This window comes from Flavobacterium sp. NRK F10 (assembly GCF_024054235.1).
GTDB classification, from domain to species: Bacteria; Bacteroidota; Bacteroidia; order Flavobacteriales; family Flavobacteriaceae; genus Flavobacterium; species Flavobacterium sediminis.
In genome coordinates, this window is record NZ_JAMXLC010000001.1 from 217,712 (window position 1) to 232,679 (window position 14,968).

A 14,968-nucleotide genomic window follows, 5' to 3' on the forward strand; every position below is an offset into this window, starting at 1 on the left:
TTATTAGTAATTTATATACAACCACCCTTTAAGGTATAAGGAAGCATCTCCGAAAACATCAATACTGTAAAAGTAAGAGCCCACCGGTACTAAGTCTCCCGTTCCGTTTCTACGGCCGTCCCAATCGTTTTGATAATTTACCGTATGGAACACCGCTACCCCATTCCTGTCAAAAACTTCAATCTTTGCTTGAGGATAATCGGTGATATTTTCAATTACCCAAGTATCGTTCTGACCGTCATTATTAGGCGATAAACCTAAAATAGGGGTAATATCAGGGTTTTGCTCAGCATCACAAGGATCAGCTATATGGTCCATATCCCTATCCGGTCCCGTAAAGCTAACGGTTGCATGTGCCTGGCTACTGTTACCGCTTGCATCTGTTAGGGTTAGTGTTACCATTTCAGCTTCGTCAAGTCCCGGACAGTTAAAAGAAGTTGTATTCAAAGACATACTCACGATACCACAATTATCATAACTTCCGTTATCGATCATTTCAGGCGTAATAAAAGCACTTCCCGAATTGTCTAATTGTACGGTAATATCTTGTGTTATCACTACCGGATCAATAGTGTCTTCAACCGTTACCAAAGCAGTAGTACTATCGCTATTGCCCACACCGTCAGTAACGGTCAGAACTACAGTAACCGGTGTCCCTATATCCGAGCAATCAAAAGAAGTTCTATCCAGTTGCCAAGAAGCAATAGTACAGTTATCGCTACTTCCGTTGTCGATCATTGCCGGTGTAAGGGTTGCATTGCCGGAAGCATCTAAAGAAACCGTAATATCCTGAGCAATGGCAACAGGACTTTCAACATCAGTCACGGTTACTACTTGCGTACAAGTTGCCGTGTTCCCTGCTCCGTCCGTAGCCGTCCAGGTTACAGTAGTGGTTCCTATCGGAAAAGCGGTCGGTGCATCATTGGTTACTGTTGGGCTACCGCAATTATCCGTAGCTGTAGCGGTTCCTATGGATGCTGTAGCTGTACATTGACCTGCAGTTGTATTGAGCGTAATCGCTCCCGGACATGTAATGACCGGATCTTCGACATCGGTCACGGTTACCAGTTGCGTACAAGTTGCCGTGTTCCCTGCTCCGTCCGTAGCGGAAAAGCCGTCGGTGCATCATTGGTTACTGTTGGGCTACCGCAATTATCCGTGGCTGTAGCCGTTCCTATGGATGCTGTGGCCGTACATTGACCAGCAGCTGCATTGAGCGTAATAGTCGCCGGACATGTAATGACCGGATCTTCGGCATCGGTCACGGTTACTATCTGTGTACAGTTACTTATATTCCCCTGTCCGTCATCTATGGTCCAGTTCACTGTTGTGTTCCCTATAGGATAAGTACCCGAAGCATTGTTCGTTCCTGTATAATCATTTACCGCTGAGGCTCCGCATGTAGTAATGCCGTTCACCCAAACTGTCGAACTGTCCATATTATTCAAGGTACTATCATAACCGTTTCCGGTTGCATCAGCTGCGGTAAGGCTTCCGCTTGTTTCATCAAAACGATAATAGGCAATTAGTCCGGTACTTGCTTCAGGCACACAGGTAGTCATTGAACCTACGATCTCCGAATTGCTTCTTAAGGTGTTCCATATCCGGAATTCATCTATTTTTCCGCTAAAAACCTGCATCCCGTCACTTCGGCTACCTATCGTCATCCGATTGTTAGTTCCTAATGAACTTGAACCTCCTGAAATAGAAGGTGCAAGTGTTCCGTTTATCAGTACTTGAATAGCCTTTGTGGAAGCCACCCAGCGAAATGCGATATGTGTCCACTGATTTAGGGGAGCTACTGTTTGCGTGTTTGTACTATAAACAGTAGCATTGTTTTGTACAAAAACATATACTACACCGGAGGAATTGATCAAGATCGTCATAAAATTGGATTGATCGTATTGTGCAAAGAACACACGTCTTGAAGTTCCGTGAGACGACGGATTAACCCAGGTCTCTACTGTAAAATCAGTCGTTCCTATAGCAGCAAATGCTGTAGGCAGGGTAGCTGACAGATAATCGTTTGTTCCGTCAAAGGCAATTGCATTACCCGAAACATCATAATCCGGAAGTACAACATTTGCCTGACATTGCCCCGCATCGTTATTCACCGTTACATTCCCGGGACAGGCTAAGTTTATCAAATTATAATTTTCCGCTCGGTCATGGATTTGCGAAGCGGTTGCATGAGTACTCATAGCGGGATGGGATTTGGTTTGAGCAACTACCATTACCTCCATAAGTGACACAAGGGTATACAACAATATTTTAATTTTCATGATTGGTTTTAAGTTTATCAATTCGTCTCATAATAAAATTTAAGTACGACTATTCCTTATCAGGTAATCTGTGGAATGGTCTTACTTTTCAAAAAACGTCAGACGTCAAAAGGAGCTGTTCTCTCGTAAAAGAGTTGCTATTCGGGTCGTCCTACGGATCAAAAAACACCCCGAGCCGGTCGACGGGCTGCTCTTAACTCAACTTCGTGTTGCCGCCTTATCAGTACAGGCAGGTCATACAGGATACTACGCAAACTATTTCTCATCATAAATAGGGTTTAATTTCAACTACAAGATTAAGATAATCGGGAATGGTAAAACATACGTGGAACGTGCAAATATTACGTAGGGTACTTAGTTAATTGTAATTTGAAAAGTCCGGAAAAAAATACATTATCCATTTTTGCTATAACTTTTGTGGCAAAATTTTTGTTTGGTAAAAATATGAAAATATTTTGTTCAAAAAATTTGTCAAATTATGAAAGATAGATCAAGCTTAAGCGGAATAGTAGGGTTATCCCAACATGAGATAGCTTTGCTTTTAGGGATCAGCAGAAGTCAATGGTCAATGTTTGTGAGCGGGAAACGCAACTTGCCTTTAACTGCTAAGAACAAGCTTGCGGCTATTCTTATTTATCTGCAACGGCAAAAAGAGAAGGATGTCTTCAATACCAAAAAATTATTGCAGACAGATCAAAGGAAGAATGGAAAATTAGTATTACAGCGAAAGTTGGAGAGACTAAGATACGAACAACTGCTTCTGGAAAAGAAAATAGCGGTATCGGAACAAAAACGGGCTAAAAATCTGGCTGCTTTGCACGTTATCCGATTTTTAGAAATGCAGAAAAAGGATCCTGCCTCTTTATTAAAGAATATTCGGGACAAAGTGGAACGCAATCTGGCAACAGAAAATATCCGACGACTTGATCGCTTGCGGCTTAGATTGGAAGCAGTGATAACGTTACAGAATATTATTCAGGGGAAAAAGGATAGCACATAAGTGCTCTTGTTCTTACCTTCATTCCGATTTATCGTACTATATACAGTCCATTTAGATCAGAGGTTGTATATAAATCAAAATACCCTTTTTCAGGCTCAATACATATTTTTGTTTCTTTATCAAAACCATAGCAGTTTACATCCAGATAATTGATCGTAGCTACTTTAATCCCATTGATCACAGGAGCATTCTCTCTTTGGGAATTCAAAGAAAGACTATAGTTTTTCCCTTTTACTATCTTTTTTGTGGCTTTGGGTATGATCACTGCTTTTTTAGAAATGATCTTATATAAACTGTCTTTTCTTGCAGCGTATATTATATACCAATTATTAATTGAATCTAATCGGGTAATTAAATATTTTGTCTCAATCTTATGTCTATTTTTATTTGACTTACAAGAATTGAACATTAAGACTAATGGCACGCTTAAAGCTATTTTTAAAATCAATTTCATTTTATAAAAATAGCTTTTATTTTTCTCTCTTTTTTAAGTTTTTCCAAGTTGGTTCTTTTGATTTTTAAAACTAGTATTAATCAATAATTAGGTGGAGAGTCTAACGGAACTTTAGTTTCATAAATTAGACTTACCATTATAAGTAAATCATTATTTTCAATTATTTCAACTTTTTGTTCTTCGGTTAAATTTTCAAATATTTTTTTGTATTTATCAAAACTATTTTTATTAATATATTTAGCATATCCATTAAAAATATATTCAACAACTTTCTCTATTTTATTAATTTCTTTTTTTAAATAAAAAAGATTAAACTTTATTACTTTTTTTTCATTAGTATCAAAAATTAAATCAATTTCCTTGTAGATCTTTTTTTCATCATTTAATTCAATATTATTAGGATTGAATTCATTCAATAATGATAAATCTCTTTTAGCTTCATCAGATGAATCAAAATCCAAATAACACACTTCTGAATTTTGAATCTTTATTTTTTTTGAAAAAAAATTATCACAATTTTCTTGCTTTAAATAAGTATAGATTGAATCATTATTTGATTTCTTATTACAATTTGTAAAGCATAGACTAATTATTAAAATTAAAATATTTAAGCCCGAACCATCAAATTCTTTTATTGGATTGTAAGTAAAATATTTTAGATTAATCACATTTTTTAAATTCAATTTCTTTATTCTCAAAAGCTAAAACAACCTTAAAGTTTTCATTTTTAACAAAAAAGTCTTTAAATTTTTCTTGAGAAAAATTATTATCTTTCATAAAGAGTAATGTTCTTAATCTTACATCAATTCTATTTTTATCAATACTATCAACAGTAAAAAAACCAGTATTCACAATAGAATCTTTTTCATTGATAAAAATTTTAATTTTTTTTATTTCATCAAGTTCTTTCTGTACTAGATTAATATCAGTGTTCAACGTAACGGTTATCAAATCCATTGCCGTTGAATCGTCATTAGGTCTTTCAAAGTCAACATTACTGATACAGTTTTGACTATTACACCCTATAAAAACCATTGCAAACAAAATATTCACAATATACATTGACATTCTATTCATAAATTTATTTTCTTAATTTTTTAATAACATCTATAAAATATTTGTTTTGATCTGATATTGAAATATAATTATTATAACCAGCATTATATAATGTTTCTTTAAATTCATAACTTGTTTTGTTCCAACTACTCGTTCTTACTTGATAATTAACTGCATTTTGTTCAAATCTAACACCATCTTTAGACCTTTCATATTTTCGGTGTTCATTTTTCCACAATTTTACATGGTCATTACCGTGTGAAAAAGTTTCATGCTCATGCATGTTTATCATATCATATCTATTTTCAATAGTACCTCCAATAATTTCTTTCGGAAAATTCAATACAATTTTGTCTGCTTTTTCATCGTATTTGGCTGATAAATCTAAATTGTTGTTAATCTTTACTTCAACATTTTTCTCTATCTTTTTATCTGTAAACTGAATGTAGTGTGATACTATATTTTTTGCAGCGACATCACTTAAATACTTTCCTTTAGTGCTATAATTATTTAAATTTCCCTTATCCCAGTCTGATTTTGATATTAATCTAATTTCATCTGTTCCACCTTTACCTAAATATTTACCTGTTTCTTTATCAAAATAATCTAAAGGAGCTCTTCCGTCCGGGTCAACAAATTTAATCGGATCATCAAATGACATTGTATAAGGAGACCATTCCGGAAACTCCTCGCTCAAAGGGTCTGGTGACATCCATCTCCCGGTTACATCTCCTATAGGTTGCGCATCAGGGTTAAGAGTATCTTGAACAATATGACCAACTATTTGATTCTTGTACACATTAAATCGTACGGAACCAATGGTTACAATGCTGTCTAAGTCGTGAAACTCTAAATATTTTCCTTTACTCAATGAAATACTAAACTTATTTTTTCAAAAACTTACTTTTATTAGAAAATCCATAAATAAAACAATATAATAGAAGCAATTAATGTTATCAAAGCTATTACATCTAATTTTTTTTGTTTGTTAAATTTCAACAACAGACTCACTATAGATGTTGAAATTGAAATTAAAATTGAAATTATTAAAATATTAAAGATAGCTTTATTGTTTCCAGAAATATTTAATATTATTTTTTTAATATAATTATTATTTTTCACATAAATAAATACAAGTATAGAAATTAAAGAAATTATATTTAGTTTGTTTATTTTCAATAAGTTTCTCATGTATTTTTACTTTTTTGTTTTGTAATTGTATCCTGATAGAATTGCTCTTGTATCTGCATTTGTATCTGCCCCCCCTTCATTCTTATTAGCGGCATCAAGCATAATATCTTTAGGCAAGTTATTTAAAAAAGCTCTGTGTCCCCACATAAAATTTCCTGCATCTGGTAAATTAAAAAGGGTATTACTTGATTCGAATTTAACAAATGGTACTTCATCTACATAGCCTGTCCCATAATATAATTCACCCATTTGCTCTGTTGAAACTCCAAGCTTTCCCTTTAAATAGCTGTGTCCAAAATCATATTCATAATAAGAAGCTTTGGCATATTTAAGATTAAACCAACCTTTTTCTAAAAAATTAGCATCCTTATCATAAGGAATACTTCCAGCATCAGCCATCGCTTTATTTAAGTCATCATTTGATATTTTTTCAAAAACTTTGTCCCCAATTTCAAATTTTTTACTAAGTAATGGTGAATCTAAATCTTCGGCGTCATGAATATCTAATGTATTCCCTTTTTCATCTAAGAAAATGTTTGGTCTATCATCTCGTTCCACTTTAGTGACTATTCCTTTTGAGTTTAAGGTAATCACATCATCAGCAGCCATACCTGTTGGGTCATTAAATCTTAAAGGGTTGTCCATTACCATTGTGTAAGGAGACCATTCTGGGAACTCTTCACTTAAAGGGTCTGGCGACATCCATCTCCCGATTACATCTCCTATAGGTTGCGCATCAGGGTTAAGAGTATCTTGAACAATATGACCAACTATTTGATTCTTGTACACATTAAATCGTACGGAACCAATGGTTACAATGCTGTCTAGGTCGTGAAACTCTAAATACTTCCCCTTACTCAATGTAGCTACTTTGTCTTTGTACCCAAATCGGGCAAACGGATTGCCTGCTTCAATATTTTTTTCCCTTCTTTCTTGTTCGTCTTTCGAGAGTTCGTCTTGTGAAAATCCTGTTCCACAAACTAAGAGAAAAGCAAATAGTAGATAACCTTTCAAAATAAATCTAATTATTTTTATCTTCTTTTAATCTATCAGATTCTTTAAACGCTTCTAAAAGTTCTGGATACTTTTTAAAGTCAATTTTTTCTCTTTTAGTAAAGTCTATTCCGTTTCCCTTAAAAAAATCAAAACTATAATTAGTTTTAGTAGAGTCTTTTACAAGCTCTGAAAAGTCAATATTAATACAATTCCAATCTGAACCATAAGAAGATATTGAATTATAAAAATAACCACTAAAAACTGCACTGTCGTTGACTTTAATAACAAACTGTTCGCCATTTCTTCCAGATGGTCTTAATTTAAAGAGTTTTCTTGCCCCAGAATTATTTAAAACCAACTTTCCATTATTAATATCTAATGAATTTATTTCATTATTATCAATAAAAGGCTCAATGTTTAAATCCTCATTTTTAAATTCAAACTTTGAAGAGTAAATAAAATCATTCTTAATGGTGTCAAATGTTGTATAAGGAATATATGATTTTAACTTAACGGTATCCATTTCATTATAATCTTTAATCGTGTTGATTTGTACCCCTTCACTATTCAATTTTCTATTTTTTAAAAGATAGATTTCGATTGAATTTTGTTTGTTATCATTACATGAAATGAATAATGAAAAAGATAAAAAGATAAAATAAACTAGTCTCATTTTTTATTTTTTTGGTTCTTAGTTTCTTAAGGTATAATCAATCCCAGGATTTGCAGCTTGCATTGCTTCTAAGGTAGTTATTTCAGGTTTATCTGCTCCATTCTTTGAATAAAAATAATGAGTTCCACTCTTATCAGTTCCATAATAAACAGCTGAATACTTCATCAAATCATCAGTGTCCCTGATTATTATAGTGAAATTTTTATAAGTTTCTTTCTGATATTAATTTATAAAATTCGTTGCTGTTCTTTAAGTTAGGAGTTTTTAAATCTTTACCGAAATATATTTTATATTCAACCTCAGAATTAATTAATTTGTAATCATCTATAAAAATCTGATAAGTATTTGAAAGAAAAGAGGAGGACGAATTGTAAAAATAACCACAGATAACAGGTTTTTTATCAATACATAATACAAATTGTCTACCAAAACTATTTCCCATTTTCCAATTTAAGTTTGTTATTTTATTAATAGCAGATTTTTTCATAACAATTTTAGAAGTATCAAAATTAAATTTTAAAATTTCATCATCACTTATTAAAGGATGATCTTCTAAATCCATATTTTTTATATCAAAAGCTCCGGCAAAAATTATATCATTATGAACTGTATCGATCTTTATTGAGAATTGACTAAATCGGTCTAATAATTCTTTATATTTTAAAGTATCATTTAAGTTTTTTGTCTTAACGCCTTCATATGATTCAATTCTCTTATTTGTTAAATAGATTTCTACTTTGCTTTTTTTGTTTTCATTCTTTTCACAAGAAATGAACAAAAAAAAGGATATAAAAATTATAAAATTATTTAGTTTCATTTTTTGTATACTATTTAATTGTACTTGTATTCATACCTCTATCATTCATTTGTTGAATTACTGTATTTAAAGGTTTGACCTCAGGCTTATATAAAAGCCCATCCTTTGACATAACATAAATAGTACCTTCATTATTCGTCCCGTAGTATGAAACAGTGTGAACTTCTCCAATTGTTGCAATCCCTTTATTAAATTTAACCCTGTGTAAAAAGGGTAAATCTTCACTGGGTTATTACCAATTGTGTCATCTTTTAAAAACCTAATAAGTAGTCGAATTTACCTAAATTTATTTTTTTCCATTTTTTAGTGTCTTCAAACCATATATCTCCTGTTTTATCCTCAATAAAAAATATAGAGTTTTCTGATGATTTACAATTATTTGCATTTAATAATAATATGTTTTCATCTTTAATATCTTTAATGGTTTCTCCTTTATGCAAAATTTTTGTTTTCCCATCTTTTATGGAAATGACAAAGCTATTTCCTTTATCAAATTCTATTTCTTTTGAAATGTTATTGTTCTTTAAATCAATATTAAATACTTGCCCATTAATTAAATAGAAAATGTTTCCGATTTCATCATTTATAAATCTTCCATTTTTAGTTGACAATCTTGTAATAATAGGTTTTCCTATTTTTTTAGTTAATTTAGATTTAATATTAAATTTCATAAAAGAGCAAGTATTCAAATTGTCTTTTAATGAATTCGATGTGTAAATAAATTCAAAATCATTTATCCAAATTACTGACGGTGTAGATTCAGTACTTGATAAACCTGACATAACTGTACCCTTTATATTGGGTATTTTATTTAAAATGGAATCTTTTTCATAATCATATATTTGTAAAACATATTCCTTATTGAGGTTTTGCCTTATAGTGTCATTAGTTTCTATTAAGACAACTTTTTTAAGATTCTTGGAAATAAAGTTTTTTGATGGTAATCGGTTAATTGCTGGTAAAAAAAACTCTCCTTTGAAGTTTAAATATTCATGTTTAAAATCTTTTAAACTAAACCAAAATATTTTTTTCTTTTTAATATTGTAATAATAGATAGAGTCTTCTTTTTTTGATATGAAAACTCCGGTATCATTCAAAAGAATTTTTTCATTTTCAAAATTATATATTGGATTGAATGAGCCAACTAGATAGCCTTCAAAAATATTATTATTATAATCGGATAAGTTATTTAAAGTAAATTTATTACTAATATTTAGAGTATCTCTCTTTTCTACTCCATCAGAATTAATTTTTAATTCTAATATTTCATTATCAAAACTTGAAAAAAAGATTTTTTTAGAAATATTTGAGCTATTCTTCTTATCAGAACAACCTAATAAAAAACTACTTATCAGTATGATTAAAGTACCTAATAGAAGCCCCTTCTCCATATTGCTGTTGTAATTCTGATTCTGTTGAAATTGTTGGTGATCCATTTTGTCCATTTTTTGAATAATAATATCTTGTTCCTTCTTGATCTTGACCATAGAATACTGCTGAATGAGCTCCTCCTCCGAAGACAGCTACTGTCTTTCCAAAAACAGCTTCATCAGGTGCTTCAATTTGTGTAAATTCACTCATAAATTCTTTCTGAGTTAAACCAACTAATTGAGGAGGGTCTGTTAAAGGGCCTGAAACCATGTGCCCATTGTTGTCATCTCCAATTTCTAATCCTTTAATTGCGGGGTAAATTGAATTATGACAACTTTCGCCTTCTACTACTCCAGAATCATTAAATTGCTTAACATCTGTTGACATAGTATTATTTAAAACAACTTTACTCCCTTCTGTAAACTCATGATCTTCAGATAAGCTTTTACCCGTAGATGTTAAGGTAAACCTATTAGAAATATTTTTAGTTGTTGTCCCCAAATATTTAGCTAATGTTTTTGTATTATCTCCTTTTTCAGCAATTAAATTACCATTTTTATCAGGTGTCCATTCTGCTGCCATGCCTGTCGGGTCATTAAATCTAATGGGGCTGTCCATTACCATTGTATAAGGAGACCATTCCGGAAACTCCTCGCTCAATGGGTCAGGTGACATCCATCTCCCGGTTACGTCTCCTATAGGTTGCGCATCAGGGTTAAGAGTATCTTGAACAATATGACCAACTATTTGACTTTTGTACACATTAAATCGTACGGAACCAATGGTTACAATACTGTCTAAGTCGTGAAACTCTAAATACTTCCCCTTACTCAATGTGGCTACTTTGGCTTTGTACCCAAATCGGGCAAACGGATTGCCTGCTTCAATATTTTTTTCTCTTCGTTCTTGTTCTTCTTTCGAGAGTTTGTCTTGTGAAAACCCTGTTCCACAAACTAAGAGAAAAGCAAATAGTAAATAACCTTTCAAAATAAATCTAATTCTAATTATTTTTATCTTCTTTTAATCTATCAGATTCTTTAAACGCTTCTAAAAGTTCAGGATACTTTTTAAAGTCAATTTTTTCTCTTTTCTTTGGGTCACTTGTACCTAATCCTTTATAAAATAAAAACTTGTAATTATTAAGAGTTGTATCTTTAGCTGTTTGCGTGTCTTCATATTGAATACAAAACCAATTAGCACCATTCGAAGAGTAAGGACTCCAAACATATCCACTAAAAACAGGATTCTTGTTTACAGTAATAATAAATTGCGTACCATTTCTTAAATTAGGCTTTAATCCTAACAATTTTCTACCTCCTGAATTTGAAAATTCAATTTTACCTTTTATGGTATCAAGTTTTAAAATTTCATCATTTGTAATAAATGGCTTTGCTTCAATGTCATCATCTTTAAATTCAAATTTGCCTGCAAAAATAAATTTCATCTTCGATGTATCAACTGTAGTTTCAGGCATTAGTTTTTTTAAATAGATACTGTCTCCTTGTTTATACTGTGGAGTTTTATCTAAACTTACACCATTAACATTTTTCATTCTGCTTTTTAATAAATAAATCTCAACCTTATCTTCTTTTAAATTACAGGAAACCAAAGAAATTAAACATAATATCTTAATTAGTTGCTTCATTCTATCACTTTTTAATGTTATATAGTCTCTAAACCATTTGCCCAATGCAGGATCGTAGTTCTTTGCCATATGATAACCAGTTCAACATCAACTCATTTTAAAATTCAAAACCATTAATTAAATTTGAACTTATTTAAGTTGATCAACAACATTATGCTTGACTATACATTTTAAGCTATCTTTTAATCCTATTGAAATTATTTCCTTTCCGTTTTTACTTTTACCAAAAGGAAAAATCTTTAATTTATCATTTTGGGTAATGTAATGAAAAGAATTTACAATTTCTCCTGAAATTTTACATCTTGTGGCTGTATAGGTACAAGAATTACCAACATACTTTAAGGAATCTATTTCAGAATTTAAAACCAATTCTCTTTCTTTATCGTTGTTAATAATTAAAAGTAAATTATCTAATCTATCTACATAAATAGTATAATTATTAATAACTATAGCCTTTTCTTTAGAAAAGAATTCAAATTGTCCACTATCTTGTCCATTACAACTTACAAGCAGTATTAAAAATAAAAACGAAATAAAACGAACTTTACTTACCATATTTATAATATTTTATTGTTTTAACTTCAGACATGTTTATAGCTCTCTGTATTATAGTTTAAGTAAGCTACATTTTGTATATGTAATTTTGATTATTGATTATTACAATTACTAATTTTCATGTCTGCAAGTAAATCGTAAAAATCTGATTTTGATTTTGATTTAATATCTATGAAAAACTTCCCATTATCATTAAACACTGAAATGCTTCCTTTAGGTGTTGTAGGAGATTGATGTGGTTTATCTTTATTTGAGCTATGAAGAATATTAAACAGAGATATAACTATTTCTTTATTCTTATATTTAATTGAAAAATTTTTAATTTTTTGGTTGGAAATTTTATCTTTAAAATCATTATTTATATAAATTTCAACCCCTTCAGAAGTTTCACATATAGTAAACGTATCTGAAAATTTTTCTAAATCAGGTGTTTCAAAAAATAAAACTGGTTTTTCTTTATTCGTGCATGAAAAGAAAATTAGAGAGAAAAATAAAATTAAATAGGTCTGTTTAATTTTCATAAAATTATTGTTTAGGGTTGTAGTTATAAATTCCAGTATGATTTCCATATAAACTTTCAACAGACTTTAAAGTTGTAATTTGTGGCTTAACGTATTCACCATTTTTACTAAAAACATAAACAGTTCCATCTTTACTTGTGCCATAATAAACGGCTGCATGGTCATATCCAAATTGGTATATGGTTTTGCCAAAGACAGCATCATTTTGTGATACTTTATCAAATTGATTTCTATTATTTAAAAAGCTATCAAAAGATAGAATGTCTCCTTTACCATATAAGTCAGCATTTTGTGGAGTTATTTCAACTCCAAGAACACCACAAGTTGCCCCATCTGTACAGTTATAAGAATCTGTTTTTTTATTGCTTCTTGAATAAGAATCGCCAAGCCCCAACCCTTCATTAGTAATTTCTTCAGTAGTCAATCCTTTTTCTCCATTAGATTTGACAAGAGCTCTCGAATAGTTGTTGTTTAAAGTAACCTTACTCCCTTCTGTAAACTCATGATCTTCAGATAAGCTTTTACCTGTAGATGTTAAAGTAAATCTATTTGAAACATCTTTAGTTGTTGTTCCTAAATACTTTGCTAATGTTTTTGTATTATCTCCTTTTTCAGCAATTAAATTACCGTTTTTATCTGGAGTCCATTCTGCTGCCATGCCTGTCGGGTCATTAAATCTAATGGGGCTGTCCATTACCATTGTATAAGGAGACCATTCCGGAAACTCCTCGCTCAAAGGGTCTGGTGACATCCATCTTCCGGTTACATCTCCTATAGGTTGCGCATCAGGGTTAAGAGTATCTTGAACAATATGACCAACTATTTGATTCTTGTACACATTAAATCGTACGGAACCAATGGTTACAATGCTGTCTAAGTCGTGAAACTCTAAATATTTTCCTTTACTCAATGAAATACTAAACTTATTTTTTCAAAAACTTACTTTTATTAGAAAATCCATAAATAAAACAATATAATAGAAGCAATTAATGTTATCAAAGCTATTACATCTAATTTTTTTTGTTTGTTAAATTTCAACAACAGACTCACTATAGATGTTGAAATTGAAATTAAAATTGAAATTATTAAAATATTATACAGAGCTTTATTATCTCCAAATAGATTTAAAATTATTTTTTTTAAATAATTACTATTTTTCAAAGTATAATAAGATAGTATTATAATAAATGGTACTAAATTATATTTATCAACTTTAAATCTGACTTTCATTATTGTTTTTCTTTGCTTTCTCTATCTGCTCGTGCCATAATTTTTCTTTGAACGTTATAGTATAAATACTTCTTCAAATTTAGGAGTACTAGTTGGCTGATTACTTCTACCCTTTTCGAAGCCCGAACCATCAAATTCTTTTATTGGATTGTAAGTAAAATATTTTAGATTAATCACATTTTTTAAATTCAATAATATCATTTTCATTTAAAATTAATCTAATTATTAATCTATCACTTTCATTGTAAATTTTATAAATTTCATCATCATCATTATAACCTGACAAAGTAAAAAAAGGAGAGCTTAATTTCAGTTCATAATTTCCTTTTTCAATTTTTAATAAACTAAAAGCAGAACTTTTGAACATCCTTTTTTCGTCAAAATTTATTTCTACAACTTCTATTTCATCAGAAATATTATCTAAATCTTCATTTTCACTCATTAGTTGAAACGTTAACAAATCTGGTCCGGGACCATCTAACTCTCTTTCAAATTGCATATTTAAAATGCAGTTATTTAATGACTTACAACTTACAAATGAAAGAAAGACACTGAATAAAATAATCGTTATTACTTTCATAACTATTTCTTTAAAATATCTTTAAAATATCTATTGTAAACGCTCGGTGGTAGTAAACCCCCATATTGAAAGCTCAAGTATTTTTTAAATTCTATACTTGTTTTAGACCAACTTGAGGATTGAATTTGATGTGAGACAGCATTTACTTCAAAATTATTACCATCTTGTGCATAGGAATATTTTCTCTTCTCTGTGTTCCATAATTTTATATGATCATTACCGTGCTGAAAACCTTCATGTTCCCACATATTAATCATGTCATATCTATTTTTTATAAAATCTCCAAAAGCAGGTTTATGAAAATGATAAGTTATTTCTCCTGTTTCAGAGTTGAACGAAGTTACTTGCTTAAAATTACTATTAATAGATACTTTAAATGGTTCTGAAACTTTTTTATCAGTAAATTGGGCATAATGCATTACAACCTTTTCAGCTGCTTTATTACTTATATCTTTTCCGCTTGTAGTATAATTTTTAAGGTTTCCTTTGTCCCAATCTTTTTTATCTATAAACCTAATTTCATCTGTTCCACCTTTACCTAAATATTTACCTGTTTCTTTATCAAAATAATCTAAAGGAGCTCTTCCGTCCGGGTCG

Annotated in this window: 18 protein-coding genes; 1 reads left to right on the forward strand and 17 read right to left on the reverse strand. The window is 30.8% G+C overall.

The window, feature by feature from the left end; all coding sequences use genetic code 11:
- Positions 1-3: 3 nt before the first annotated feature.
- Complete coding sequence (locus tag NHF50_RS00980; protein ID WP_252774735.1) at positions 4-1,059, reverse strand: gliding motility-associated C-terminal domain-containing protein; 1,056 nt, start codon at positions 1,057-1,059, stop codon at positions 4-6.
- Between the two features lie 2 nt (positions 1,060-1,061).
- Entirely contained in the window at positions 1,062-2,282 is a 1,221-nt protein-coding gene (locus NHF50_RS00985; protein ID WP_252774736.1) for a LamG domain-containing protein, read from the reverse strand.
- Positions 2,283-2,760: 478 nt separating this feature from the next.
- Between NHF50_RS00985 and NHF50_RS00990 the strand changes: the two genes are divergently transcribed.
- Positions 2,761-3,282, forward strand: a complete 522-nt coding sequence (locus NHF50_RS00990) for a helix-turn-helix transcriptional regulator (RefSeq protein WP_252774737.1) — start codon at positions 2,761-2,763, stop codon at positions 3,280-3,282.
- 28 nt (positions 3,283-3,310) lie between these two features.
- On the opposite strand, the gene NHF50_RS00995 is transcribed toward NHF50_RS00990, so the two are convergent.
- The 15 genes from NHF50_RS00995 to NHF50_RS01065 all read right to left on the reverse strand — a co-directional run.
- Entirely contained in the window at positions 3,311-3,736 is a 426-nt protein-coding gene (locus NHF50_RS00995; protein WP_252774738.1) for a hypothetical protein, read from the reverse strand.
- Positions 3,737-3,816: 80 nt separating this feature from the next.
- Positions 3,817-4,419 carry a hypothetical protein gene (locus NHF50_RS01000; RefSeq protein ID WP_252774739.1) on the reverse strand — a complete coding sequence of 201 codons (603 nt, stop codon included), beginning with the start codon at positions 4,417-4,419 and terminating at the stop codon, positions 3,817-3,819.
- Complete coding sequence (locus NHF50_RS01005; protein WP_252774740.1) at positions 4,397-4,813, reverse strand: hypothetical protein; 417 nt, start codon at positions 4,811-4,813, stop codon at positions 4,397-4,399. Before NHF50_RS01005 ends, NHF50_RS01000 begins: the two co-directional genes overlap by 23 nt.
- A 4-nt stretch (positions 4,814-4,817) precedes the next feature.
- Positions 4,818-5,663 (reverse strand): hypothetical protein, encoded by an 846-nt coding sequence (locus tag NHF50_RS01010; RefSeq protein WP_252774741.1) that lies wholly within the window; start codon positions 5,661-5,663, stop codon positions 4,818-4,820.
- Positions 5,664-5,989: 326 nt separating this feature from the next.
- Positions 5,990-6,997, reverse strand: a complete 1,008-nt coding sequence (locus NHF50_RS01015; RefSeq protein WP_252774742.1) for a hypothetical protein — start codon at positions 6,995-6,997, stop codon at positions 5,990-5,992.
- 7 nt (positions 6,998-7,004) lie between these two features.
- On the reverse strand, positions 7,005-7,652 hold the full coding sequence (locus NHF50_RS01020) for a hypothetical protein (protein WP_252774743.1): 648 nt from the start codon (positions 7,650-7,652) through the stop codon (positions 7,005-7,007).
- 202 nt (positions 7,653-7,854) lie between these two features.
- Positions 7,855-8,469, reverse strand: a complete 615-nt coding sequence (locus NHF50_RS01025; RefSeq protein ID WP_252774744.1) for a hypothetical protein — start codon at positions 8,467-8,469, stop codon at positions 7,855-7,857.
- Positions 8,470-8,720: 251 nt separating this feature from the next.
- Positions 8,721-9,905: a hypothetical protein gene (locus NHF50_RS01030; protein WP_252774745.1), complete on the reverse strand. Its 1,185-nt coding sequence runs from the start codon at positions 9,903-9,905 to the stop codon at positions 8,721-8,723.
- Positions 9,814-10,827 carry a hypothetical protein gene (locus tag NHF50_RS01035; protein ID WP_252774746.1) on the reverse strand — a complete coding sequence of 338 codons (1,014 nt, stop codon included), beginning with the start codon at positions 10,825-10,827 and terminating at the stop codon, positions 9,814-9,816. Before NHF50_RS01035 ends, NHF50_RS01030 begins: the two co-directional genes overlap by 92 nt.
- Positions 10,828-10,840: 13 nt before the next feature.
- Complete coding sequence (locus NHF50_RS01040; RefSeq protein WP_252774747.1) at positions 10,841-11,554, reverse strand: hypothetical protein; 714 nt, start codon at positions 11,552-11,554, stop codon at positions 10,841-10,843.
- A gap of 60 nt (positions 11,555-11,614) precedes the next feature.
- Positions 11,615-12,040 (reverse strand): hypothetical protein, encoded by a 426-nt coding sequence (locus tag NHF50_RS01045; RefSeq protein ID WP_252774748.1) that lies wholly within the window; start codon positions 12,038-12,040, stop codon positions 11,615-11,617.
- 92 nt (positions 12,041-12,132) lie between these two features.
- The gene (locus NHF50_RS01050) at positions 12,133-12,561 is read right to left on the reverse strand and encodes a hypothetical protein (RefSeq protein ID WP_252774749.1); all 429 of its coding nucleotides are present in this window, start codon (positions 12,559-12,561) and stop codon (positions 12,133-12,135) included.
- A 4-nt stretch (positions 12,562-12,565) separates the two neighbouring features.
- On the reverse strand, positions 12,566-13,471 hold the full coding sequence (locus NHF50_RS01055) for a hypothetical protein (protein ID WP_252774750.1): 906 nt from the start codon (positions 13,469-13,471) through the stop codon (positions 12,566-12,568).
- Between the two features lie 489 nt (positions 13,472-13,960).
- The gene (locus tag NHF50_RS01060) at positions 13,961-14,371 is read right to left on the reverse strand and encodes a hypothetical protein (protein ID WP_252774751.1); all 411 of its coding nucleotides are present in this window, start codon (positions 14,369-14,371) and stop codon (positions 13,961-13,963) included.
- A 2-nt stretch (positions 14,372-14,373) separates the two neighbouring features.
- Positions 14,374-14,968: hypothetical protein (locus tag NHF50_RS01065; protein WP_252774752.1), on the reverse strand; the 595-nt coding region annotated here is incomplete at its 5' end.